The following is a 22607-nucleotide window of genomic DNA, read 5'->3' as shown; positions in this document are numbered from 1 at the left end:
TCCCACTTTTCAAGACTTCTCACGCTAGTAACACTTATGGCTTTTTCTTCTATTGTGCGTGCTTTGACGCGATCGCCTCTCACCACCGAACTAAACACTAAACTCAAAAAACATCAAGAATTGCGGTTAAATGGCATTTCTCGCTTACCCAAGGGTTTAGTTACTTCCGCTTTGGCTCATCATGAGGGTAGGGATTTATGCGTGATCTGTGCCACTCTGGAAGAAGCTGGACGGGTTTATGCCCAAATGGAAGCGATGGGATGGAATACTGTACATTTTTACCCCACTTCGGAAGCTTCCCCCTATGAACCTTTTGACCCAGAAACTGAGTTAAGTTGGGGTCAAATGCAGGTTTTGGCAGATTTGATTAGTGGTCAGTCGTCTAAAAAAAACACAGCTATTATCGCTACTATCGGGGCGCTACAACCACATTTACCACCCCCAGAGGTATTTAAATCTTTTTGTCTCTCTTTACAAAAGGGGATGGAATATGATTTAGATGAGTTTAGTGAAAAAATTACCGCTTTAGGTTATGAACGGGTTTCTTTAGTAGAAACTGAAGGTCAATGGAGTAGACGAGGGGATATTGTTGATGTTTTTCCCGTATCTTCTGAGTTACCAGTCCGTTTAGAATGGTTTGGGGATGAAATTGAAAAAATTCGGGAATTTGACCCCTCTACCCAACGTTCTGCTTTAGATAAGATTAATCAAATTTCTCTTACTCCTACTAGCTTTGCGCCGATTGTTTTAGCAGCATTAAAAAATCATCCCAATTTTACAACTATTGTAGAGACGTTTCATGAAACTTCTCTACAGGAATCGGAATTACAATCATTAGAAGGAAGTAGAAGATTTTTAGGTTTAGCTTTTAATAAACCCGCTTCAATTTTAGATTATTTACCTGAAAATACCCTCATTGCTATTGATGAGGTAGAACAATGTCACGCCCATAGCGATCGCTGGGTAGAAAATGCGGATGAACAGTGGGGAATGGTGACTGGGGACTGGGGACTGGTGACTGGGGAAGAATCTTGTCGTGTTTCTAAAATTCATAAAACTTTTGATGAATGTTTGGCGGAAATTAGCAGTTTTCACAAATTCCACAAGTTATATTTATCAGAATTAGCGGAAGAAAATAGCGGTACTAATTTAGCGAGTAGACCTTTACCTGTTACACCTCATCAATTTGCTAAATTAGCTGAAACCCTCAGACAAGAAAGAGAAAGAAAATTTGCAGTTTGGTTAATTTCTGCTCAACCTTCCCGTTCTGTAGCTTTACTGCAAGAACATGATTGTCCTGCCCAGTTTATCCCTAATCCTCGTGATTATCAAGCAATTGATAAACTACAAATCAATCATACACCAGTTGCCCTGAAATATTCCGGTTTAGCAGAATTAGAAGGTTTCATTTTACCTTCTTTTCGGATTGTTATTGTTACAGATCGCGAATTTTACGGACAACATTCTTTAGCTAATTTTGGTTATGTTCGTAAACGTCGTCAAGCTAAATCTAAACAAGTTGATCCGAATAAATTAAGACCAGGTGATTTTGTTGTTCATCGTAGTCACGGCATTGGTAAATTTATCAAATTAGAAAGTTTGACAATTAATCATGAAACCCGTGATTATATAGTTGTTCAATATGCTGATGGTGTGCTGAGAGTTGCGGCGGATCAAGTTGGTTCTTTGTCTCGGTTTAGAACTAATGCTGATAACCCCCCAGCATTACATAAAATGACGGGTAAAGCTTGGGAAAATACTAAAAACAAAGTTAGAAAATCTATTAAAAAATTAGCGGTAGATTTGCTAAAATTATATGCTGCCCGTTCTCAACAACAAGGTTTCTCTTATCCCCAAGATATGCCTTGGCAAGCAGAAATGGAAGATTCTTTCCCCTATCAACCTACCACAGATCAACTCAAAGCTGTGCAAGATGTCAAGCGGGATATGGAAAGTGAAAGACCGATGGATCGCTTGGTTTGTGGTGATGTGGGTTTTGGGAAAACTGAAGTAGCAATTAGGGCAATTTTTAAAGCTGTTACTGCTGGTAAGCAAGTGGCACTTTTAGCCCCAACGACAATTTTAACTCAGCAACATTATCACACCATTAAAGAACGGTTTTCACCTTATCCTGTGAATGTCGGTTTATTAAATCGTTTCCGCAGTGCAGAAGAAAAACGCAACATTCAAAAACGTCTAGCGACTGGAGAATTAGATATTGTTGTGGGAACACATCAATTATTAGGAAAAGGTGTGCAATTTAAAGATTTAGGACTTTTAGTAATTGATGAAGAACAAAGATTTGGTGTTAATCAAAAAGAAAAAATCAAGAGTTTAAAAACACAAGTTGATGTGTTAACTTTATCAGCAACTCCTATTCCTAGAACCTTATATATGTCTTTATCTGGGATTCGGGAAATGAGTTTAATTACCACACCACCCCCAACCAGAAGACCAATTCAAACTCATTTAGCACCTTTAAATCCAGAAATTGTTAGAAGTGCAATTAGACAGGAATTAGATAGAGGTGGACAGGTTTTTTATGTCGTTCCCAGAGTCGAAGGAATTGAAGAAACAACAGCAAAATTAAGGGAAATGATCCCAGGGGGAAGATTTGCGATCGCTCACGGTCAAATGGATGAAAGTGAGTTAGAATCAACTATGCTCACTTTTAGCAACCATGAAGCTGACATCTTAGTTTGTACGACAATTATCGAATCTGGTTTAGATATTCCGCGAGTTAACACCATTTTAATTGAAGATGCACACCGTTTTGGTTTATCGCAATTATATCAATTAAGAGGACGAGTAGGACGAGCAGGAATCCAAGCTCACGCATGGTTATTTTACCCCAAACAAAGAGAATTATCCGATGCAGCTAGACAAAGATTAAGAGCAATTCAAGAATTTACTCAACTCGGTTCTGGTTATCAACTAGCAATGCGAGATATGGAAATTCGTGGTGTAGGAAACTTGCTTGGTGCTGAACAATCTGGTCAAATGGATGCTATCGGATTTGATTTGTACATGGAAATGTTAGAGGAAGCAATTCGAGAAATTAGAGGTCAAGAAATACCCCAGGTTGAAGATACCCAAATTGACCTGAATCTCACTGCATTTATTCCTTCAACCTACATTACCGATATAGATCAAAAAATGAGTGCTTACCGTGCGGTTGCAACAGCAAAATCTCAAGAAGAATTAAAAGGAATTGCCGCAGAATGGACTGATAGATATGGTGCAATTCCTGTTCCTGCAAATCAACTTTTACGGGTGATGGAATTAAAACAATTAGCGAAAGCTTTAGGTTTTAGTCGCATTAAACCAGAGAATAAACAGCATATAGTTTTAGAAACTCCAATGGAAGAACCTGCTTGGAATTTGTTAGCAGAAAAGTTAACAGACTCGATGCGAAATCGCTTTGTTTATTCTCAAGGAAAAGTAACAGCGAGGGGTTTAGGAGTATTTAAAGCTGAACAACAATTACAGACATTAATTGATGTTTTTTCTAAAATGCAAGGAGTTATTCCTGAAGTAGCTTTAGTCTAGTTTTAGTAGGTTGGGTTGACGCAAGGAAACCCAACATAATTAATATTGTTGTTGGGTTTTTTGGGTTTTTTGGGTTGCGCTATCGCTTAACCCAACCTACTATAAAATAAACATCTCAATTAATTAAATAAAATTCCCATAGAGGTGACAATGGTTGTACAACTACTCAGACACCAATTTACAGTTAAGCAATTTCACAAAATGGCTGAATCTGGTATTTTATCAGAAAATGATCGAGTGGAATTAATTCGGGGGGAAATGATTGATATGTCACCTATTGGTACAAGACACTCAGGTTGTGTTATATTTCTAACAAATTTACTAGCTTTACTATTGGGAGGACGTGCGTTAATTAATGTGCAAAATCCTGTAGAATTAGATGAAATTTCCGAACCACAACCGGATATAGCATTATTAAAACCCCGTCCTGATTTTTATAGAAATGCACACCCCCAACCAGAAGATATATTTTTAATAATAGAAGTTGCTGATACAACTGTAAAATATGATCGCCAGGTTAAAATTCCCTTGTATGCAGAAGCAAATATTCCTGAAGTTTGGTTAATAGATGTTAATCAGAAAATAATAGAAGTATATCGCCATCCTCACCAGGGAATTTATCAAGATATGCAAACTTTAGAGAAAAATCAAAGTTTATCAATTTTCGCTTTTCCTGATGTGAGTATTCATGTGAGTGAGATATTTTAAAGAAGTTGGGTATTTGTTTTATTAGCAATGAAGGTTATGCACTTTTAATTACCGGAGAGGAATAGTTTTTCAGTCAGTTAATTAATACCTTATCTTTGGGCAACTCGCATTAACAGAAATAGACCAACTCCCAAACCAAACAAGTTAGGCAACCAAGCACCGACAACGGGAGAAAGAATTTCTGCCTGTGCTAAAGCCCCAGAAACTGATAATAATAAGTAATAACTAAAAATCACGATCACACTAATACCAAAACTCGTACCTCTACCAGTACGTTGAGGTATAGTTCCCATCGCCGAACCCACTAAACCAAAAATAATACAAACAAAGGGAAAGGCTATTTTTTGTTGAATTCTTACTTCTAATTTTCTAATTCTTTGGGGATTACCTGCTAAACGTTCAATTTTTAATTGTTCTAGGGCTTGAGAAATATTCATTTCTCCATAATCTCGACTATTTTCTGCAACATTTAAAGGCGTGCGGGGAAGTTGCAATTGTTGATGTTCAAACCGCAAAATATTCCGATAAGAACGGTCTGGTGCAACTAAATAAATTGTACCATTATAAAAATCCCAAACTTGTTGAGCAGGATTCCATGCAGCGGATTCGGAAACTAAAATTTGATTAACTCCTTCTCTAGAACGGTCGATAATTGTTAAACCTTTCATTTGCTTACCGTCAAATTGATCGGCATAAAACAAGCGAGATAAGATTTTATTTGTGCTACCATCTGCTGCTTTTTCTTCCCGGTATTCAGGATAATAAATATTTTGTTGTTTAAATGATGGTTTGTCTGATTGCAGTGCTTGTTCTAAAGTTCGAGTTGCTTCATAATTGGCGGCTGGGGCTATTTGTTCATTAAATACATAAGTCATACCTGTGACTAAACTACTTAATAAAACAGCAGTGAATACCATCCGATAAACACTTACACCACATCCCCTTAAAGCAATTAGTTCACTTTCACTAGATAACTTGCTGTAAGTCATCAACGTAGCGAGTAAGGTGGACATGGGGAAAGAATAAACCATTACATAGGGTAATTTTAAGACAAAAACCTTGAGAGCGATATTAATTGGTAGTCCAGATTCTACGACTTTTCGTAATAATTCAAATAAACTATCAATGGCTAAAACTACAGAAGTAAATGCCCCAACTCCAAATAAAAAAAGCGGGAGTAACTGCGTCGCCAAATAACGATCCATAATCGAAAAAGGCAGTAGTGAATTAAGGGTATAGAAAGATTTAATTTGCTTAGATGTCATAAGAGGAGTTAAAAATAAAAATGTCAGGAGTCGTAGGGGCGAAGCATTCGGAAAATAAGCTGTGATAAAAATTGATAATTGGTCGTCCGAATGCTTCGCCCTTACAGGAAAATAAGCTGTGATAAAAATTGATAATTGGTCGTCCGAATGCTTCGCCGTTACAGGAAAATAACCTGGGACAAAAATTGATAATTGGTCGTCCGAATGCTGATGCTTCCAGCACGCTTCGCGAACGCCCGTACAGGAGTCAGAAGTCAGAAGAAAAATAATTATTACCAATTACCTATTCCCTATTTTTAAACATTAAAATTATCACCTAAATAATATTGTCGAACAAGGGGATTATTATAAAGTTCATCGGCAATACCAAAAGCGAGAATTTGCCCTTCCCGCATAATGTAGGCACGATCAGTAATAGCGAGAGTTTCGCGGACATTGTGATCTGTAATTAAAATGCCCATACCGCGATCGCGCAGTTGTGCTACAATTTGCTGAATTTCTGAAACTGCTATAGGATCAACTCCGGCAAAGGGTTCATCCAAAAATAAAAATTTTGGACCTTGTCTACCTGCTGCTAAAGCCCTGGCTAACTCTGTCCGTCGTCGTTCACCTCCAGAAAGTTGAATACCTTTACTATTGGCAACTTTTTCTAAGCGAAACTCTGTTAATAAATCACCCAACCGGCTTGACCATTCCCTACGTGGCACATTAGTTTGTTCTAAAACCAAGAGAATATTATCTATAACAGACAGTTGCCGAAATACACTAGCTTCCTGTGCCAAATAGCCAATACCCAATCTAGCTCGTTTGTGCATTGGCATTCCCGTAATATCTAAATTATCTAACCACACCCTACCCTGATTAGGTTTTTCTAAACCTGTGGCAATATAAAATGTTGTGGTTTTACCAGCACCATTGGGTCCAAGTAAACCCACAATTTCACCTTGGGCTACAGAAAGATTAACGCGATTGACAATGACTCGCTTGCCATAAGATTTATGAATATTTTCTAAAACAATTTTCACTATTCGCGTTTTTGTGGTAATGAATACTAATTTTAACGCTTGAGGGGTGGTGTTCTGGGCGCTGGTTTAGCGGTTTGTCCACTCATATCACCATCATCCACCATGTAAACAGATTCTACCTGACGATTGGACTGAGGTAAGGCGATAAATCGACCTTCGTCAATTAAATAAGTGACTCTTTCTGCCCTAATACTGTTATTACCTTGTTGCAAAATATAGACGTTGCCACTGAAATCAATGCGTCGTTCTTTGCTAAAGTATTGTGCTTGGGCGGCTGTGGCTTGTATTTGACGTGCAGGATACAACATCTGCACGTTACCGCGAGCAGTGATTACTTGAGCTTTAGCATCATATTCTTGGACATCCGAGCGAATAGTCAGGGGGCGGTTTCCCCCAGAAGATTGGGCTGTAGCGGTGGGAATTTGGTTAGTAAGGGTTATTGTACCCAAGAGGGCTACAGGCAGCATTACAGCTAATCCTAGACGGTGCATCTGTGATTTTAGCAAGTGATAGGGAGTTATCATAGTAATTTGTGATAAAAGTTTTCAGGTTATAGCAGGTGACTGGTGACTGGGGACTGGGGACTGGGGACTGGGGACTGGGGACTGGGGACTGGTGACTGGGGACTGGTGACTGGTGACTGGGGACTGGTGACTGGGGACTGGGGACTGGGGACTAGTGGCAGATTTACAAACGTGTTTGTTTCCAAGTTTGTTTCCAAGTTTGATCACAAGTTTTATTATCTGTTTGTGAACTACCATTTTGGCAGTTGCTTGATATTCTAATTTGGAGGTTTGACGGTTTCCTGCATCCAAAGGTTTCTTTATTGGTAGGGTTTCACCTTGCTGATGCCACCAAATATTTTGACTCTTGTACGGGTTTAGCATTGCTAAACCCCTACTCACTCCTGAAAACTGCTATTCTTTGATCATAGAAATTTGGGGTAAAGGCAAGGCTATATTTTCACCCACATCACCACCAGCGATTTTTTCTATATCAACTTGTTGAAGTGCCTTTAAAAACTCCACACTCTCAAGTAATAATTTTTCCACATTGATACCGCAATAATAGTCTGGGTAACGACGGAGACGATTAGAACCTTCTCCTAATAAGATCATTGCTCCTCTTATGTTGCCATTACCCAGGTGATATAAGGCTACAGCAATTTGCAAAATACCTTGATACAAAGTTTTATCTGGCTCTGTTGCTTCAATCCACAGAGCTTCTAGGGTGTCATGACAAGCGTAGAACTGTCCAGAGTTGAACTGTTCTACTCCTTGCCAAAACTCTTGGGGCAGGTTTTCACTCATCTACTATTAACCCATACTATCCCGCACTTCTTTGATGGCTTCCATAGAGATTTCTTGTTTTTCACCAGCAAAATCATTTTCTGGAGTCAGGAATAGCATACAGTGACATTCTTTGCGTTCTCGCATGGGTACGCAGGGACAGTTCCAATAAGCTGCGTTAACTTCCGCTTCTTTATCTTCATAGTGACGACAAGGACACAAAGGCGCACCGAGATCGTCTTTATGTTTGGCTAAACCTTCGATAACAACTGCTGTCACGGAAGATTCAGAACAAAAGAAAGTTCCAGTGCGTTTGGCGTATTGTTCGGAAAAATGACGCATTGCCTCTAAGCTTTTATCACTGGCTTTTGTGCTAGGTTCTGAATTTATCATTGGATCGGCTTTGATAATTTAAATATTTCCTTGCATTGTACAACAGGCTGGATGTAGGGAACAGGGGACTGGTGATTGGTAATTGGTGATTGGTAATTGGTAATGGGGTTATTTACTTCCCCTACCTCCTGACTCCTGTACGGGCGTTCGCGAAGCGTGCTGGAAGCATCAGCATTCGGACGACCAATTATCAATTTTTGTCCCAGATTATTTTCCTGTAAGGGCGAAGCATTCGGACGATAAATTATCAATTTTTATCACAGGCTATTTTCCGAATGCTTCGCCCCTACTTCGCCCCTACGACTCCTGACTCCTGCCTCCTTAATAACTTAATGGTTTTTGCAGTTGCAGTTGCAGTTCTTGTTCACTTTGCAAAATGATACCGGGGTAATCTGAGGGGGTTTTGAGTCAGCCAAATTAAAGGATGGTTTTCTGGTGGTGTATTTGCTTCTTCTAGGGGGTTGGTTGCTGCTAAGGTTTCGAGAATGATGGTATCACCTTTGACTACTCCTGTGGCTGCTGTCCAAAGTTGTACTTGCAGTTTTTGTCTTTGTGCGTAAAAATACAAGGATGCAGCGGCAATGACAGCTTGTTAAAATTGCTCTTCTTGCCATTTGGCGGCAGTATCAAGGGCAATTATCACTTCTGGTCTACCTGTAATAATTTCTAATTCTCTTACTCGTAATTCTCCGTAACGAAAACTAGCGGAAATGTACAGTATTTTGAAGTTAAATAGGACTTACGGAAGATTTGACTGAAAACCTTATTCTTGCGTAGGGGTAATTCATGAATTACCCCTACTTTCGTTCTCTTTTGCGTAAGTCCTGTTAAATAGGAAATTTGTGAGAACTAGAACTGCGGTATATTATTAAGATATAGGACGGAGGTGGAAGATAAATTTATGCAGTTAGTCAGCCAGGAATATATAGAAATTGCTGCTGATGTGCGGAGTGGAAAACCCCGTATTGCTGGTACTCGTATAGCGGTAGAAGATGTAGCAGTGCTGCATTTAAAGCTGGGGTATTCATTGGTAGAGATAGCTGGTAAATATGATCTATCCCTGGCATCTGTTTATGCAGCAATGGCTTATTATTTTGATCATCGAGATGAAATTAATGAACGTAAAGTACAAGAGGATGAATTAGTTGAGGTATTTAAACAAAATCATCCTTCACGTCTTCAAGAGAAACTGAAACAGTTGAGAAATGAGTGAAAAAATTCGCTTTCATTTAGATGAAAATGTTGATCCTGCGATCGCTCTTGGGTTGCGTCGTTATGGAATTGATGTGACAACTACTAACAATGTGGGATTACGCACTCAATCAGATCAAGCACAGTTCAAGTTTATTCAAGAAACACAGCGAGTTCTGTTTACCCAAGATGCAGATTTTTTGATTATTGCTAGTAGTAGGTTTGATCATCCAGGGATTACTTACTGCAAGAAAGAAACTCGTTCAATTGGTGAAATTATTGAAGCTTTAGTTTTGATTTATGAAGTGATGACACCGGAAGAGATGTTGGGATATATTGAATTTTTGTGAAATAAAATAAATGTTGATAAGCTGACATATTAAAACATGGTAATTTAAATTACAAAACCAAAATAGTTTTTAAAAACATGAAAATTATCACAATTAATATTTTGTTTAAACTGAATTATTGGACACAAAGACGAGATTTATTGGTTGAGGGTTTAAAAGCAGAAAATCCTGATATTATTGCTTTACAAGAAGTTAGTTTAACAGAAGATACTGCTGCTTGGATTGCAAAACAATTAAATATTCCTTATATTTATAAAGCTGTTCCTCAAGATGTCAATAATAGTGATTTACCCTTTGGTTTAGCTATTCTCAGTCGTTTTCCGATTACAAAAACCGCAGCATTGAATTTAGAACATCAGGGAAGAATTGCTCAATATGCACAGGTTCAGTTAAATGATAACACATCAGTTGTTATTTGCAATGGTCATTATTTTTGGCATCCTGGTTCACATAAAAAACGCAATCAACAAATAAAGTTAATGTTAGATTGGTTAGCGGAGTTTGGTGAGGAAGTACCTGTTATCTCTGTGGGAGATTTTAATGGTACTCCTGATACTTCGGGAATTAAATTAATTAAAGAAAAATATCGGTCAGCTTATGAAGTATATCATGGAAGTGAGCCAGAATATACTTGTCCCACACTTTTAGGTCAAGACAAACTGAGTTGGATGAAGAGATTAAAATATTTTTGGAGACGTTTGATTTTTGATAGAAGTTGGAAACCTTGGAAGGGGACTTTAGATTATATTTTTATTAATCAGCGTTTACAGGTGCGAGAATGTCGAGTTATTCTGAATCAACCAGCAGCGAATAATCGTTATCTTTATCCTTCGGATCATTTTGGGATTGTTGCAGATTTGGAAATTGTTGATAGTTCGATTTTTTTATTTCACGCAGAGACGCGGAGGCGCAGAGAGAGATTAAGAGGTATTATTATGTTAGAGATAAGGGTGGAATTATGACAATTATTAGTGATTTAAGCATATAATCTTACCATCAGTTATCCTCATTTTGAGCAGTGATGATCAGATCAATTTCTGAAGAATATTGTTCATAATAATCCCAAGCTGCTGTTAAATCTTCCGATGTCAAACTTGGATAATTTTGCAGCAATTCTACATCATCTGCTCCCTGTTGTCTCAACGACACTAACACCCATACAGGAATACGAGTATTACGAATCCGCGCATGGCCACCACAAATTCCCGGAGTTTTTTCAATAGCATGAGATTGGAGACGACTTTCTAAAAGTGTTCTTTCTTCTGGGGAAAGTGCCTCAATTACTTGTACCAGAGAATTAACTAATTGTTGATTCATATTATAATGTGAAATAAAACAATATTCTGAAATTATAACTGCTCTCTCACCCAATTCCTAAACCTCTTAATAGTTGCATTCCTCCCATTAATTCCACTACTTTCCAAATATCGAGGAATCATATCAATCAAAGGTAAACCGGGAAAATTCAAACTTGACTGAGACACCACATAATTACCATCTACTAAAATATTAATTTGCAACTTCCCATTTTCAAACCTCCATAACTCTGGAACTTTTAAAGCTTGATATATATTCGGATGAGTGCGAGAAGTAACATCAATTTCTAAAGCTAAATCTGGAGGAGGATCAACTGTTAAATCTAACCTTTTGTTCCCCCTAACTAAAGCCTCATTTTGAATATAAAAACATTGATCAGGTTCTATCCCCTTTTGCATAAATTGATTTTTAAAAGTCGTAGAACCAAGACTGAGAAATTCAATATCCAATTCTTCTAATAATGCTTTAATTAAATCACTAATAATTTCCTGATCAAATTCATGTTCTGGTAAAGGAGTCATAATTTCTAATATTCCCTGATCATAAGCAATTTTCGCAGCACGATGTTCTCCCAACTCCTCTAAAATTGCTTCCAATTCTGTCCAAGTGACATTTTCTAATAAAACCCTTTGTCCTGGTGGTACATGAATGCGCTTTAATTCCAACAACATCCTTTCCACTCCTTAAACTGAATAAATCTATCTTACCCCATCAATAACATCTTTGCGCGAAACTTAACCTTTTTTCTCTCCGCGTCTCTGCGTGAGAAAACTTTTTAAAACTTTTTTAAAACTCTTATATCAATCCCTTGGGATTTTAACTAAATTTACCAGAAACTCAAAACACTGTCAAGAGCGATCGCCGAAAAAACCAAAACTCGTTAAATTAATAGAAATTAATATTAATAATATTGAGAATAGAGAGGGGTTTATTGACACAAAACTTTTTTTCAGGTATTTCGGGAGATCAGATTTACGTGAAATTAAATCTCAAGATTATATTTTATGCTTGATTAATTTGACTATTAAACAACTTATTTAGGTGATATTTTAATTTCCACTTTTTGATTTAAAGCTGCTGCAATTCGAGCTAACATAGACAAAGAATGTCCCTCATAATCTGCATCTTCTAATCTAGCAATCACTGACTGAGTAGTACCAACTAAATCAGCTAACTGTTTTTGAGTTAGTCCAGCTTGTTTCCGAGCATCGTAAATTATTTGAGATACTTGAGCATTTAATGAAGATTCTCTCACCATCTCTTGTAATTCTGGATCTTCCTTCATCATTTTGTGAATAATTTTCACTGCATCATTAGTTTTCTTCATCTGCTTCTTTCTCTTGTTCAGTATAAGTATGAATTTCTGGATTGAGTACAAATAAATTCTTATATTTTAATGCTAAATCAATGTCTTTCTCTGAAACTTGATTATCTTCTTTAATCATGGCATGAGCTAAAATCACCACATTTTGTCCATGAAAAAAATAGAGGATTCTATACTGTACTTTAACGTGCTTCGCTCTTAACTCATAAATCCCATCTCTCAAAAAATCTGCTGCTGGTCTTCTTAATTCAAAACCATACTCGGCTAATTGTTCAATTCTCGCAATACAGTTTGCATATCCTTTGCGATCTTGTTTGATTAGTTTTTTCAACCAATTTAAAACAGGAACTTCTCCTCTATCGTCCTGAAAGAAAATGATTTGCGTTTCTGGCATTGTTGAGGATGGATTTACGTTTATTATTGATTATATAGCAAAAATGCGATTAATACTTTTACTCTGTTAACCTTTCTTCTCTTTGCGTCTTTGCGTCTTTGCGTGAGAAAAATTTTTAAAACTTTCTTAAAACTCTTATATCAATCCCTTGAGATTTTAACTAAATTTACCAGAAACTCAAAACACTGTCAAGAGCGATCGCCGAAAAAACCAAAACTCGTTAAATAATTGAGAACATTATCAATAATATTGAGAATAGAGGGGGGATTATTGACACAAAACTTTTTTTCAGGAATTTATAATAGAACGCAGATAAACGCAGATACATACAAATAAAAAATAAGGGTGGGTTTAAATTTCCCACCCTGGATAAATTAGCGTTTAGCTAACTTCTTCGCCATTTTGCGGAGACGAATAGATTGGGGAGTTACTTCTACCAACTCATCGGGTCCGATGTACTCCAATGCTCTTTCCAAACTCATTTCTACAGGTGCTTGCAATTGTACGAGTTCATCACCACCGGATGCACGGTGGTTAGTTAACTGCTTGGTTTTGCAAACGTTCAATTCTAAGTCTTGAGGACGGTTGTGTTCACCGACAATCATGCCTTTGTACACCTTTGTTCCAGGAGTAATAAAGAATGCTCCTCTATCTTCAGCGTTCTTCATGGCGTAGAATGTGGAAACGCCTTCTTCAAAAGATATCAGAACGCCTTTGTTACGGGCTTCAATATTTCCTGTGATGGGGCGGTAGTCAAGGAAACTGTGGTTCATGATACCTTCACCACGGGTCATCCGCATAAATTCACCACGGAAACCAATCAAACCACGGGCAGGAATCACAAATTCTAATTGTGTGCGATCGCCAACACCGGGTTGCATATCTTGCATTTCCCCTTTCCGTTGTCCTAAACGTTCAATACAGCTACCTACTGCATCGCTGGGAACGTCTAAAACTAATAATTCAAAAGGTTCGCAAGGTTGGCCACTGACTTCGCGGTAAATTACTTGAGGCTGGGAAACTTGGAACTCGTAACCTTCCCGACGCATGGTTTCAATTAAGATACCCAGGTGTAATTCACCCCGTCCAGAAACGTGGAACTTATCAGGGGAGTCGGTTTCTTCCACTCTTAAAGCTACGTTGGTTTCTAATTCCCGGAACAAGCGATCGCGCACTTGACGAGATGTAACCAGTTTACCTTCTTGACCTGCAAAGGGTGAATCATTTACCCAGAAGGTCATCTGTAAAGTTGGTTCATCCACTTTAATTAGTGGTAACGCTTGGGGTTCATTAGGATCGGTAATAGTTTCACCAATGTAAGCATCAGCAAAACCAGCTACCGCCACAATATAACCAGCAGAAGCTTCTTCTAATTCCACTCGCTTCAAGCCTTCAAATCCCATCAACTTGGAAATTTTCGACTTGACAATATTACCACTTTCTGTTATCAAAGCTGCTTGTTGTCCAGCGCGGATCGTACCGTTATGGATTCTACCAATAACAATCCGTCCCAGATATTCAGAATAATCCAGGGTGGTAACTTGCAATTGCAGAGGTTTGTTAGCATCACCCACAGGTGCGGGAACATGACGGAGGATAGCCTCAAACAAAGGCTGCATATCTACCGCTTCTGCTTCCAAAGTTTCCTTGGCATAACCAGCCATCCCGGAAGCGAACAGATAAGGGAAATCACACTGATCGTCATCTGCACCTAATTCCAGGAACAGATCCAAAACCTTATCAACGGCTACATGAGGATCAGCCTTAGCGCGGTCAATTTTGTTGATAACAACAATAGGACGCAGACCTTTTTCTAAAGCTTTTTTCAGTACAAAGCGGGTTTGGGGCATTGGTCCTTCGTTAGCATCAACAATGAGAATGCAACCATCAACCATGCCTAATACCCGTTCTACCTCTCCACCGAAGTCAGCGTGTCCAGGGGTATCAACAATATTGATCAGGGTATCTTTATATTTAACCGCCGTATTTTTGGAAAGAATAGTAATTCCCCGCTCTCTCTCCAGATCATTGGAGTCCATCACACAATCCGGAACGTCTTCGCCTTCGCGGAAAATGCCGGACTGTTTGAGGAGAGCATCAACCAGGGTGGTTTTACCGTGGTCAACGTGGGCGATAATGGCGACGTTACGAATTGGGAGCGTCATAAGAGCGTTGTTGTGTAATTTAGGGTTTTTAGATTTAATAGCTTAGTTAGCTTAGGGTTTGGTCGTTTTAACAGAAGTGGGGGTTTTTTGCCAGTTCTGTAACGAACCTTTAATAATTCTAACTCAATTGTCACAAAAATTGTTATTTTGACAGGAAATAGCAAGAGTGTTTTTGAGGTTTAGGGGTGGTTATTGGGATTATCAACGACTAAACCTTCGGAGACTGCGGCATTATTCAATTCTTGATCAGCAGATACAAAAGTTAATGGATGCAAATTATTGGCTATGCAAAGATCATTAATAGCTTTAGCAGCAGCTAACTGAACTGCGTCATAACCCCGCAAACCGTGTTTTTCTGCTAAGGTCATGGCTGAATTAATAATAGTATCTGTAATTTCAATTACTTGATATTCAGATTGAATATCATTTTTTAATTGGGAATAAACTGTTGTAGCATCTGAAGATGAGATATTTCCACCCCTTGCACGTCTACTAATTGCCGCAGTAATTTCCACAGCAGTAATAGCACCAATAAATACATTATTTTTGAAATTAGGATTACACAAACTCACAACCCAAGTTGAACCTATTTCCGCAACATAGCGTTTAACTAAAGCACTACTATCAAAGAAATAAACAGTCATTTAGCAGCGTTCCTCAATGATAGTTTGAGAAACAGGTTTACCCTGTACTTGAATGAGAGTTCTTTCCTGTGGTTGGGGAATGGGTTGTTTAATTTCTTTCACCAAACCAGAATTTACAAGTGCTTGATAAAATTTTGTGGTTTGATCAGCTTGTGCTTTGTCAGTCAGATATATGTGAATAATCTGATTAAGCTGCTGTAGTTCATCCTGTTCTAAACTATTTAGCTGGTTAATAATTTCATTCAGAAGCGTTTGTGGCATAGGTTCTTAGTTTGTCACATCAGGATTTTCTATTATTTTAAACCGCCAAAAAGTATTCTCATAATAGTCATAATAGAAGTTAAGTGTACTTGAGATTTTTTAGGCGGGGGTTTTTGCCAGTTGTGTAAAGAACCTTTAATAATTCTAGCTTAATTGTTACAACAATTGTGATTTTGAGAGAAAATACCAAGAGTGTTTCTTGGGGTTCATCGTCTAATCAACAGATTTTTCAGTAAAAATGTACTAAAAAATGAATTTAAAGTATAATAAATGGAGTATGTATTGTGTTTAATTTGCGAGTGTGATTATGATTGATTGTCTAACCGTAGCTCGCTACTTCATTATTAAAGCTTACCAAGACGGCATAGAAGCAGAAATGACAAATATGAAAGTACAAAAGCTGCTTTATTATGCCCAAAGTTTGTATTTAGCCATGTATGATCAACAATTATTTCCCGAAGAAATACAGGCATGGCGTTATGGTCCAGTTTGTCCACCTGCCTATAGATTTTATAGCGAATTTGAAGCTAAACAATTACCTATTCCCAGTCAAGAATCATTATCAGAAATATCTGAAGATTACAAACAACTTTTAGAAGAAGTATGGGAATATTTTGGTGGTTATCATGCTTATCGTTTAAGTGATATGACTCACTTAGAATTTCCTTGGAAAAAAGCACGTCAAGGTTTACCACCTCAAGCTGCTTCCACCACAGTCATTTTATTAGAAGATTTAAAAGCATTAGGACATGAGAAATTAGATCAGATAGAAAGAGATCATCCATTTTACAAAGATGTAATGAGACAAGTTTTAAAAGATGCTTGTAATTCAGAAACATCAAATCGTGTTAAAAAAGGAGAAGTGCGTGACTGGCTTAACTCCCTTCTCGATTGAAAAATCTGATAATTTTCAGCGTTCTTTTAAAAAACTTGCCAAAGCTTATAGGTCTGATTTTGTCGAGTGTGTGGCACAAATTTTAGAAGATTTAATTGATGATCAATATCCGATAAATTCTCGCTATGAACCTTTACCGGGAAAAAGCGATAAAGTTAGCCAAATGCAATCATCCCCATATCGTGAAAATTTACGAAGTTATAAATGAGGATGATTTGTGGTGTATGGTGATGGAATATATTGATGGGGAAAATTTAGGAACTTTAGTAGAAAATCACGGTGTTTTATCTGAAGATATAGCATTAAAATACATTCAGCAAATAGGAGAAGCATTAACCGTAGTTCACAATAATGGATTATTACATCGAGATATAAAACCGCAAAATATAATGATACGTTCTGGGAAATCAGAAGCAGTATTAATTGATTTGGTGGAATGGAACAGCTAAGATAACTATTAATGGAAAAATTCACTCTGATAAAACTACAATAATAATAAAAGAAATAAAAATTTTATCTGGTTATTGGAGACTTGGAGAAAATCAAGGTTATTTATCATCTGATAGTAAGCAAATATCTGGTACTGGGAAAGATAGAAAAGGTTCTTATTCATGGTTATTGAAAAGAATTGATTAAAAAAATATTAAAATTGTGAAAAATAAATCTCTCTTCCTCTCCTCTTCTTCTTCTTCCTTCGTGTCCTTTGCGTCCTTCGCGGTTCAATCCTTTCAAACCTCAACACCAAACGGAAAATACCCATTTAAAAAATGCTAACAGAAAGATTCACCCAAGCATTAACCTACACGCACCAACTCCACGCAACCCAGATCAGAAAAGGTTCAGGAGTACCCTATATTAGCCATTTATTAGGAGTAGCCAGCATAGCCTTAGAATATGGTGCAAACGAAGAAGAAGCGATCGCCGCATTATTACATGATGCCATAGAAGATCAAGGAGGAGTAGCCATCAGAGCAGAAATTCGTCATCGCTTTGGAGATAACGTCACCGCAATAGTTGACGGATGCACCGACGCAGACACCAACCCTAAACCCCCTTGGAAAGAACGCAAAGAAAAATATCTCGCTCATATTCCCACCGCTTCCCCTTCCGTGTTGCTGGTTTCCTGTGCTGATAAAATTTATAATGCTAGATCAATTCTTAAAGACTATCGTTTGATGGGTGATGCAGTCTGGGAAAGATTTAAAGCAGGTAAAGAAGGAACTTTGTGGTATTATCGCGCCTTAGTGGATGCTTTTAAGAAAACTAATAAAAATACTAAAATTATACCCTTGGTAGAAGAATTAGAACGAGTAGTAATAGAATTAGAAACTTTAGTAAAGTAGGTGACTGGGGACTGGGGACTGGGGACTGGGGACTGGGGACTGGGGACTGGGGACTGGGGACTGGGGACACTTCGACAAGCTCAGTGCATCGCTGGGGACTGGGGACTGGGTAATCAATTTTATGTTTTTTAATCAACTATTCCCTATTCCCTATTCCCTATTCCCTATTCCCTATTCCCCAAGATAAATGTAAGGGTTTAGCATTGCTAAACCCCTACTGACTCCAGATAAAAATCATCCTTGGGGGTGATTTAATTCGCCATCTAACGGAATAAGCTACTTAATGAACTATCTTCGTGAATCCGCCAAATCGCCTCACCAAGTAAATTAGCAACTGACAGCGTGACTAACTGAGGAAAACGATTACTTTCAGGAATAGGAATAGTGTTAGTAACTATCACTTCCTCAAATAAGCCACTGGATAAGCGTTCAATCGCTGGTGGTGAAAATACGGCATGGGTAGCACAAGCATATACTTGACCAGCGCCTTCTTGACGGAGTAATTTCGCCCCTTCTGTAATTGTTCCGCCTGTATCAATCATGTCATCTACTAAAATTGCCGTTTTGCCTCTGACATCACCGATGACATTCAAAACCTCAGCGACGTTGTGAGCTTGACGGCGTTTATCAATAATTGCCAGAGGTGCATCATTCAATTTTTTGGCAAATGCTCTGGCTCTGGCAACACCGCCCACATCAGGGGAAACAACTACAACATCATGTAGTTGTTTACTCTGTAAATAATCCAGTATCACGGGTGAACCATAAACATGATCAAAGGGTATGTCAAAATACCCCTGTATTTGTGCTGCGTGTAAGTCCATTGCGAGAATACGACTAGCACCAGCTTGAGTAATCAGGTTAGCAACCAGTTTAGCGGTGATAGATTCTCGTCCTGCGGTTTTACGGTCAGCGCGGGCATAACCATAATAGGGAATTACTGCGGTAATTTGCCGTGCAGATGCGCGACGACAAGCATCAATCATGATCAGTAATTCCATTAAATGGTCGTTAACTGGCTGGCACGTTGGCTGGATTAAATAGACATCACAACCGCGAATAGATTCTTGGATTTGAACATACAGTTCACCATCCGCAAATCTTTTGCGAATCATCGGACCCAAGTCCATCCCCAGGTAACGAGCGACTTCTTGGGATAATTGTAAATTGGCAGAGCCAGAAAACAGCCGCAGACGGTGATTTTCAGTCAGTCCTGTGGTGACTGGGTGCATTGTCAAAGTTGCAGAACTCAGCACAGCAGATCCTCGATGTGCATTCATGGCGATATTATCATCAGAGATTTAGCAGATTTCACGGTCATAGATAGACTAAACAAAACATTTGTAAGTTTTGTTGAAACTTCTATACAAACTTGCAATATTTCTCCATATACTTACATTCACTAATTTTCTAGTTCTTCTGAGAAAAAACCAATGAGGAATATACTGACATCTATTTTGATCAATAGTTTCAGAGTTCCATTTTTGGAAATTGGAATGAACCACCCAAATATTTGATAATTTGCTATGGTAGATCACTTATTATACCGTTTCTTTTATCACTGAGATCAATTTATTTGCACATAAATTCAAAATTGTTTCAAATTTTCAACAGTATTAATCAGTCCCACAGAAAATGATCAATGCCAGTTGACATGACTGGTGACTGGTGACTGGTGACTGGGGACTGGGGACTGGGGACTGGGGACTGGGGACTGGTGACTGGTGACTGGTGACTGGTGACTGGGGACTGGGGACTGGGGACTAGGTAATCAATTTTATTTTTTCTAATCAACTATTCCCAATTCCCAATTCCCAATTCCCAATTCCCAATTCCCACGTTTATGCTTTAGTTAATTTCTAGCTCAGTTGCTATTACACTTACTCTATTGATTATGCAACCACCCATTAAAGTTGGTACTGTTCTACAAAATCGTTATCACATCATTCACATTCTCGGACAAGGGGGTTTTGGTAGAACCTATCTCGCAGAAGACGAAAGACGCTTTAACGAACTTTGTGCAATTAAAGAATTAATGCTCACTGAGACGGGTGTTTATGGTGGAAAAAAGGCACAGGAGTTGTTTGAACGCGAAGCTGCCACTTTATATCAAATCGAGCATCTGCAAATACCCAAGTTTAGAGAGAAGTTTTCCCAAGATCAACGCTTATTTTTGGTGCAAGATTACATTAGCGGGAAGACCTATCACACCCTGTTAAATGAACGTCGCGCTGAAAGTCAAGCTTTTACTGAAGCTGAGGTATTACACTTGCTATGCTCTTTGTTGCCCGTTTTGGAGCATATTCACAACAAGAGAATTATTCACCGGGATATTTCGCCGGATAATTTGATTTTACGGGATATTGATCAAAAACCTGTATTAATTGATTTTGGGGTGGTGAAAGAACTAGCTACACGGTTATCTACCCCGGAAAAAAAGCCGGTGACAACGGTGGGGAAACCCGGCTATTCTCCTAGTGAACAAATGCAGTCTGGTAAAGCTTATCCTAATAGTGATTTGTATGCACTAGCGGTAACGGCTATAGTTTTGTTGACGGGAAAAGAACCAGCAGAGTTATTTAATGAAACCCAACTGACTTGGAACTGGCAGCAATGGGTAGAAGTGAATCACGGATTTGCTGAAGTTTTAAATCGGATGTTAAGTTATGTACCGGGCGATCGCTATCAAAGTGCTAAGGATGTATTATCAGCTTTAGAATCTCTGGAGCAACGGCATATTCCGCAGCCAGAGGTATCATATCTGCCAACTGTTGCTGTTAGTCATCGTCCCGATCCTTTACCACTAACACCCAACACACTTGATCCAGTAATTCCACCGCATCAAAGTAGCTCTATCTTAGATAATCCGTTAGCTATTGGTGCTATTGGCAGTGCCGTAGTAATCTTAGCAGGATTTGGTTCTTGGACAGTGGTTAATTCTCTTCGCAGTCAACAATCACAAACACCACCAGAACAAGCAACCACACCCCAAAGTTTTCCTTCTCCTGTTATTCCCGGTGTGACATCTACACCAACACCAGATTTAACATTAACACCAACACCAACACCGACTAATACTGAATTTGTTTTCTATACAAAACGTTTGAGATTCGGAACATCTAACACAATTAAGGTAGATGGTACTATCAAGGCTCAGGAAATAATTAAATACAGTTTTACGGGTGATGTTGGGCAAAAGTTAACTGTATCTGTTGACAAAGAAAGTGGAGTTGTGTTAGCGGTGCTAACCGCTGATGGTCAACCGATTAGTTATGATTCAGAGCGAGTTACTTCTTATCAAGGGCTATTATCAAATAGTGGTGAATACATTATTCAATTAACTTTGTCCACAGAAGTGGCTGAAAGTGATTATAGTTTGAATATCGCTTTAGAAAACCCAGTTGAACCTACACCCACCGAAACCCCAACCCCCACCGAAACCCCCACCCCTACCGAAACCCCCACCCCTACCGAAACCCCCACCCCTACCGAAACCTCAACTCCCACCGAAACCCCCACCCCCTCACTCACGGAAACACCCGGTACAGACTCACCAGAAAATAATCCCATCCCGGAAACTACTCCCACACCAGAAATTACGCCTAGTAATTAGCGCGATTAACGCTAAATTAAAGATAGTCCAGCTATTTTCCGGCTGGGCTAAATTTTTTCATTTACAGTAATTATTCGTAAATAAATTGTCAAACACATTACTAATTACAGGAACTGATACGGAGGCTGGTAAAACTTTTTTGACTACCGCCCTAGCAGCCTATTGGCAAAAATATCGCCCTCAAAGCCGCTTGGGGATTATGAAACCCATTCAATCTGGGGAGGGTGACAAGGAGTTATATCAGTCACTTTTTACACTAAGTCAGACTCCAGAAGAACTCACGCCTTTGTATTTTCAAGCACCTCTAGCGCCACCCATTGCCGCTGCTAAGGAAAATCGGACTATAGATTTAGGTTTGGTTTGGCAAACTTTGTTAAAGTTGCAACAACGAAGTGATTTTTTGTTGGTGGAATCTTTGGGAGGGTTAGGTTCACCAGTTACGGATGAATTGACGGTAGCTGATTTAGCGGGTGAATGGCGTTTACCTACGGTTTTAGTTGTACCTGTGCGATTGGGTGCGATCGCTCAAGTTGTGGCTAATGTAGCATTGGCAAGACAGGCTAAGATAAATTTGCGGGGAATTGTCCTTAATTGTACACAACCACGGTTTGATGAGGAAATAGCTGACTTAACACCACCGGAGTTAATTGAATCATTTACTCACATCCCCGTTTTAGGTTGTTTACCTTTTTTAGAAGATCCAAATAACCTAGAACAACTAGCGGAAGTTGGATCTAATTTAGACTGGGAAAGATTATTGTAGGTGACTGGGGACTGGGGACTGGTGACTGGTGACTGGGGACTGGGGACTGGTGACTGGGGACTGGGGACTGGGGACTGGGGACTGGGGACTGGGGACTGGGGACTGGGGACTGGGGACT

29 protein-coding genes and 1 pseudogene are annotated in these 22607 nt (G+C 38.8%); 12 read left to right on the top strand and 18 right to left on the bottom strand.

Features of this window, described 5'->3' with window-relative positions; translation table 11 throughout:
• Positions 1-36: 36 nt before the first annotated feature.
• Together mfd and H6F47_RS14810 are read left to right on the top strand one after the other, a co-directional pair.
• Positions 37-3549: a transcription-repair coupling factor gene (mfd, locus tag H6F47_RS14815; protein WP_190347413.1), complete on the top strand. Its 3513-nt coding sequence runs from the start codon at positions 37-39 to the stop codon at positions 3547-3549.
• A gap of 150 nt (positions 3550-3699) precedes the next feature.
• Positions 3700-4257, top strand: a complete 558-nt coding sequence (locus H6F47_RS14810) for a Uma2 family endonuclease (protein ID WP_096569612.1) — start codon at positions 3700-3702, stop codon at positions 4255-4257.
• Positions 4258-4346: 89 nt separating this feature from the next.
• Here the strand turns inward: H6F47_RS14810 and H6F47_RS14805 are convergent, their stop codons facing one another.
• From H6F47_RS14805 to H6F47_RS14770, 8 genes and pseudogenes are all read right to left on the bottom strand, one after another.
• Entirely contained in the window at positions 4347-5462 is a 1116-nt protein-coding gene (locus tag H6F47_RS14805; protein WP_190649780.1) for an LptF/LptG family permease, read from the bottom strand.
• 356 nt (positions 5463-5818) lie between these two features.
• Positions 5819-6547 (bottom strand): LPS export ABC transporter ATP-binding protein, encoded by a 729-nt coding sequence (gene lptB / locus H6F47_RS14800; protein WP_096569614.1) that lies wholly within the window; start codon positions 6545-6547, stop codon positions 5819-5821.
• A 32-nt stretch (positions 6548-6579) separates the two neighbouring features.
• Positions 6580-7071: an LptA/OstA family protein gene (locus tag H6F47_RS14795; RefSeq protein ID WP_190649765.1), complete on the bottom strand. Its 492-nt coding sequence runs from the start codon at positions 7069-7071 to the stop codon at positions 6580-6582.
• A gap of 21 nt (positions 7072-7092) precedes the next feature.
• The gene (locus H6F47_RS14790) at positions 7093-7434 is read right to left on the bottom strand and encodes a hypothetical protein (protein WP_190649763.1); all 342 of its coding nucleotides are present in this window, start codon (positions 7432-7434) and stop codon (positions 7093-7095) included.
• Between the two features lie 30 nt (positions 7435-7464).
• Complete coding sequence (locus tag H6F47_RS14785) at positions 7465-7857, bottom strand: DUF309 domain-containing protein (protein ID WP_096569618.1); 393 nt, start codon at positions 7855-7857, stop codon at positions 7465-7467.
• Positions 7858-7863: 6 nt separating this feature from the next.
• Positions 7864-8229, bottom strand: coding sequence for a ferredoxin thioredoxin reductase catalytic beta subunit (locus tag H6F47_RS14780; RefSeq protein ID WP_096569620.1), 366 nt, complete (start codon positions 8227-8229; stop codon positions 7864-7866).
• Positions 8226-8480 carry a hypothetical protein gene (locus H6F47_RS14775; protein ID WP_190347416.1) on the bottom strand — a complete coding sequence of 85 codons (255 nt, stop codon included), beginning with the start codon at positions 8478-8480 and terminating at the stop codon, positions 8226-8228. Before H6F47_RS14775 ends, H6F47_RS14780 begins: the two co-directional genes overlap by 4 nt.
• A gap of 70 nt (positions 8481-8550) precedes the next feature.
• Positions 8551-8953, bottom strand: a pseudogene (locus H6F47_RS14770) (DUF58 domain-containing protein); the annotation flags it as partial.
• Positions 8954-9130: 177 nt separating this feature from the next.
• On the opposite strand from H6F47_RS14770, the gene H6F47_RS14765 reads away from it, so the two are divergent.
• From H6F47_RS14765 to H6F47_RS14755, 3 genes are all read left to right on the top strand, one after another.
• A complete protein-coding gene (locus tag H6F47_RS14765) occupies positions 9131-9442 on the top strand; it encodes a DUF433 domain-containing protein (RefSeq protein ID WP_096569624.1) in 312 nt (103 codons plus the stop codon).
• The gene (locus H6F47_RS14760) at positions 9435-9770 is read left to right on the top strand and encodes a DUF5615 family PIN-like protein (RefSeq protein WP_137669122.1); all 336 of its coding nucleotides are present in this window, start codon (positions 9435-9437) and stop codon (positions 9768-9770) included. The genes H6F47_RS14765 and H6F47_RS14760 overlap by 8 nt, the downstream gene beginning before the upstream one ends.
• Before the next feature lie 77 nt (positions 9771-9847).
• On the top strand, positions 9848-10732 hold the full coding sequence (locus H6F47_RS14755; RefSeq protein ID WP_190649762.1) for an endonuclease/exonuclease/phosphatase family protein: 885 nt from the start codon (positions 9848-9850) through the stop codon (positions 10730-10732).
• A gap of 34 nt (positions 10733-10766) precedes the next feature.
• Here the strand turns inward: H6F47_RS14755 and H6F47_RS14750 are convergent, their stop codons facing one another.
• The 7 genes from H6F47_RS14750 to H6F47_RS14720 form a co-directional block, all read right to left on the bottom strand.
• On the bottom strand, positions 10767-11087 hold the full coding sequence (locus H6F47_RS14750) for a DUF433 domain-containing protein (protein ID WP_096569636.1): 321 nt from the start codon (positions 11085-11087) through the stop codon (positions 10767-10769).
• A gap of 32 nt (positions 11088-11119) precedes the next feature.
• Positions 11120-11758 (bottom strand): Uma2 family endonuclease, encoded by a 639-nt coding sequence (locus H6F47_RS14745; RefSeq protein WP_190649760.1) that lies wholly within the window; start codon positions 11756-11758, stop codon positions 11120-11122.
• 362 nt (positions 11759-12120) lie between these two features.
• Entirely contained in the window at positions 12121-12414 is a 294-nt protein-coding gene (locus H6F47_RS14740) for a helix-turn-helix transcriptional regulator (RefSeq protein ID WP_137669285.1), read from the bottom strand.
• On the bottom strand, positions 12401-12805 hold the full coding sequence (locus H6F47_RS14735; protein ID WP_137669286.1) for a type II toxin-antitoxin system RelE/ParE family toxin: 405 nt from the start codon (positions 12803-12805) through the stop codon (positions 12401-12403). Before H6F47_RS14735 ends, H6F47_RS14740 begins: the two co-directional genes overlap by 14 nt.
• Before the next feature lie 374 nt (positions 12806-13179).
• Positions 13180-14970 carry a translational GTPase TypA gene (typA, locus tag H6F47_RS14730; RefSeq protein WP_096569646.1) on the bottom strand — a complete coding sequence of 597 codons (1791 nt, stop codon included), beginning with the start codon at positions 14968-14970 and terminating at the stop codon, positions 13180-13182.
• A 179-nt stretch (positions 14971-15149) separates the two neighbouring features.
• Positions 15150-15614 (bottom strand): type II toxin-antitoxin system VapC family toxin, encoded by a 465-nt coding sequence (locus tag H6F47_RS14725; protein WP_190649758.1) that lies wholly within the window; start codon positions 15612-15614, stop codon positions 15150-15152.
• The gene (locus H6F47_RS14720) at positions 15615-15875 is read right to left on the bottom strand and encodes a hypothetical protein (RefSeq protein ID WP_190347420.1); all 261 of its coding nucleotides are present in this window, start codon (positions 15873-15875) and stop codon (positions 15615-15617) included. It lies immediately after the preceding gene.
• 307 nt (positions 15876-16182) lie between these two features.
• Here H6F47_RS14720 and H6F47_RS14715 point away from each other — a divergent pair, with 307 nt between their 5' ends.
• The 5 genes from H6F47_RS14715 to H6F47_RS14705 all read left to right on the top strand — a co-directional run bounded on the left by H6F47_RS14715 (position 16183) and on the right by H6F47_RS14705 (position 18113).
• Positions 16183-16770, top strand: a complete 588-nt coding sequence (locus tag H6F47_RS14715) for a type II toxin-antitoxin system antitoxin SocA domain-containing protein (RefSeq protein ID WP_190347421.1) — start codon at positions 16183-16185, stop codon at positions 16768-16770.
• The gene (locus tag H6F47_RS27365; RefSeq protein ID WP_236104177.1) at positions 16742-16978 is read left to right on the top strand and encodes a hypothetical protein; all 237 of its coding nucleotides are present in this window, start codon (positions 16742-16744) and stop codon (positions 16976-16978) included. Before H6F47_RS14715 ends, H6F47_RS27365 begins: the two co-directional genes overlap by 29 nt.
• Positions 16953-17219: a protein kinase gene (locus tag H6F47_RS27360; protein WP_236104176.1), complete on the top strand. Its 267-nt coding sequence runs from the start codon at positions 16953-16955 to the stop codon at positions 17217-17219. Before H6F47_RS27365 ends, H6F47_RS27360 begins: the two co-directional genes overlap by 26 nt.
• Positions 17194-17406 (top strand): hypothetical protein, encoded by a 213-nt coding sequence (locus H6F47_RS27355; protein WP_199291176.1) that lies wholly within the window; start codon positions 17194-17196, stop codon positions 17404-17406. Before H6F47_RS27360 ends, H6F47_RS27355 begins: the two co-directional genes overlap by 26 nt.
• Before the next feature lie 131 nt (positions 17407-17537).
• Positions 17538-18113 carry an HD domain-containing protein gene (locus H6F47_RS14705; RefSeq protein WP_137669255.1) on the top strand — a complete coding sequence of 192 codons (576 nt, stop codon included), beginning with the start codon at positions 17538-17540 and terminating at the stop codon, positions 18111-18113.
• Here the strand turns inward: H6F47_RS14705 and H6F47_RS28555 are convergent.
• From H6F47_RS28555 to H6F47_RS14695, 3 genes are all read right to left on the bottom strand, one after another.
• On the bottom strand, positions 18102-18230 hold the full coding sequence (locus tag H6F47_RS28555) for a hypothetical protein (RefSeq protein ID WP_268932468.1): 129 nt from the start codon (positions 18228-18230) through the stop codon (positions 18102-18104). The genes H6F47_RS14705 and H6F47_RS28555 overlap by 12 nt on opposite strands.
• Before the next feature lie 146 nt (positions 18231-18376).
• Positions 18377-19393 carry a ribose-phosphate pyrophosphokinase gene (locus tag H6F47_RS14700; RefSeq protein WP_096569656.1) on the bottom strand — a complete coding sequence of 339 codons (1017 nt, stop codon included), beginning with the start codon at positions 19391-19393 and terminating at the stop codon, positions 18377-18379.
• 340 nt (positions 19394-19733) lie between these two features.
• A complete protein-coding gene (locus H6F47_RS14695) occupies positions 19734-19907 on the bottom strand; it encodes a hypothetical protein (RefSeq protein ID WP_190649756.1) in 174 nt (57 codons plus the stop codon).
• Positions 19908-20007: 100 nt separating this feature from the next.
• Here H6F47_RS14695 and H6F47_RS14690 point away from each other — a divergent pair, with 100 nt between their 5' ends.
• Positions 20008-21726: a serine/threonine-protein kinase gene (locus H6F47_RS14690; RefSeq protein WP_190649754.1), complete on the top strand. Its 1719-nt coding sequence runs from the start codon at positions 20008-20010 to the stop codon at positions 21724-21726.
• A gap of 85 nt (positions 21727-21811) precedes the next feature.
• Positions 21812-22489, top strand: a complete 678-nt coding sequence (gene bioD / locus H6F47_RS14685; protein WP_190347425.1) for a dethiobiotin synthase — start codon at positions 21812-21814, stop codon at positions 22487-22489.
• The last annotated feature ends 118 nt before the right edge of the window (positions 22490-22607 follow it).

Origin of the sequence: Sphaerospermopsis sp. FACHB-1094 (assembly GCF_014696195.1) — a bacterium.
Taxonomy (GTDB): domain Bacteria; phylum Cyanobacteriota; class Cyanobacteriia; order Cyanobacteriales; family Nostocaceae; genus Sphaerospermopsis; species Sphaerospermopsis kisseleviana.
The sequence above is the reverse complement of the archived record's forward strand: the minus strand, read 5'-3'. Positions and strand labels throughout refer to the sequence as shown.

Excerpts from the sequence above, each read along its gene's own strand:
- H6F47_RS14810 (WP_096569612.1), top strand. The coding sequence starts at position 3,700 with ATGGTTGTACAACTACTCAGACACCAATTTACAGTTAAGCAATTTCAC.
- H6F47_RS14785 (WP_096569618.1), bottom strand. The coding sequence starts at position 7,857 with ATGAGTGAAAACCTGCCCCAAGAGTTTTGGCAAGGAGTAGAACAGTTC.
- H6F47_RS14705 (WP_137669255.1), top strand. The coding sequence starts at position 17,538 with ATGCTAACAGAAAGATTCACCCAAGCATTAACCTACACGCACCAACTC.
- H6F47_RS14725 (WP_190649758.1), bottom strand. The coding sequence starts at position 15,614 with ATGACTGTTTATTTCTTTGATAGTAGTGCTTTAGTTAAACGCTATGTT.
- H6F47_RS14805 (WP_190649780.1), bottom strand. The coding sequence starts at position 5,462 with ATGGATCGTTATTTGGCGACGCAGTTACTCCCGCTTTTTTTATTTGGA.
- typA (WP_096569646.1), bottom strand. The coding sequence starts at position 14,970 with ATGACGCTCCCAATTCGTAACGTCGCCATTATCGCCCACGTTGACCAC.
- H6F47_RS14735 (WP_137669286.1), bottom strand. The coding sequence starts at position 12,805 with ATGCCAGAAACGCAAATCATTTTCTTTCAGGACGATAGAGGAGAAGTT.
- H6F47_RS14745 (WP_190649760.1), bottom strand. The coding sequence starts at position 11,758 with ATGTTGTTGGAATTAAAGCGCATTCATGTACCACCAGGACAAAGGGTT.
- H6F47_RS14765 (WP_096569624.1), top strand. The coding sequence starts at position 9,131 with ATGCAGTTAGTCAGCCAGGAATATATAGAAATTGCTGCTGATGTGCGG.
- H6F47_RS14790 (WP_190649763.1), bottom strand. The coding sequence starts at position 7,434 with ATGCTAAACCCGTACAAGAGTCAAAATATTTGGTGGCATCAGCAAGGT.
- H6F47_RS14690 (WP_190649754.1), top strand. The coding sequence starts at position 20,008 with ATGCAACCACCCATTAAAGTTGGTACTGTTCTACAAAATCGTTATCAC.
- H6F47_RS14755 (WP_190649762.1), top strand. The coding sequence starts at position 9,848 with ATGAAAATTATCACAATTAATATTTTGTTTAAACTGAATTATTGGACA.
- H6F47_RS14760 (WP_137669122.1), top strand. The coding sequence starts at position 9,435 with ATGAGTGAAAAAATTCGCTTTCATTTAGATGAAAATGTTGATCCTGCG.
- H6F47_RS14715 (WP_190347421.1), top strand. The coding sequence starts at position 16,183 with ATGATTGATTGTCTAACCGTAGCTCGCTACTTCATTATTAAAGCTTAC.
- H6F47_RS14720 (WP_190347420.1), bottom strand. The coding sequence starts at position 15,875 with ATGCCACAAACGCTTCTGAATGAAATTATTAACCAGCTAAATAGTTTA.
- H6F47_RS14780 (WP_096569620.1), bottom strand. The coding sequence starts at position 8,229 with ATGATAAATTCAGAACCTAGCACAAAAGCCAGTGATAAAAGCTTAGAG.
- H6F47_RS14700 (WP_096569656.1), bottom strand. The coding sequence starts at position 19,393 with ATGAATGCACATCGAGGATCTGCTGTGCTGAGTTCTGCAACTTTGACA.
- mfd (WP_190347413.1), top strand. The coding sequence starts at position 37 with ATGGCTTTTTCTTCTATTGTGCGTGCTTTGACGCGATCGCCTCTCACC.
- H6F47_RS14740 (WP_137669285.1), bottom strand. The coding sequence starts at position 12,414 with ATGAAGAAAACTAATGATGCAGTGAAAATTATTCACAAAATGATGAAG.
- H6F47_RS14750 (WP_096569636.1), bottom strand. The coding sequence starts at position 11,087 with ATGAATCAACAATTAGTTAATTCTCTGGTACAAGTAATTGAGGCACTT.
- H6F47_RS14795 (WP_190649765.1), bottom strand. The coding sequence starts at position 7,071 with ATGATAACTCCCTATCACTTGCTAAAATCACAGATGCACCGTCTAGGA.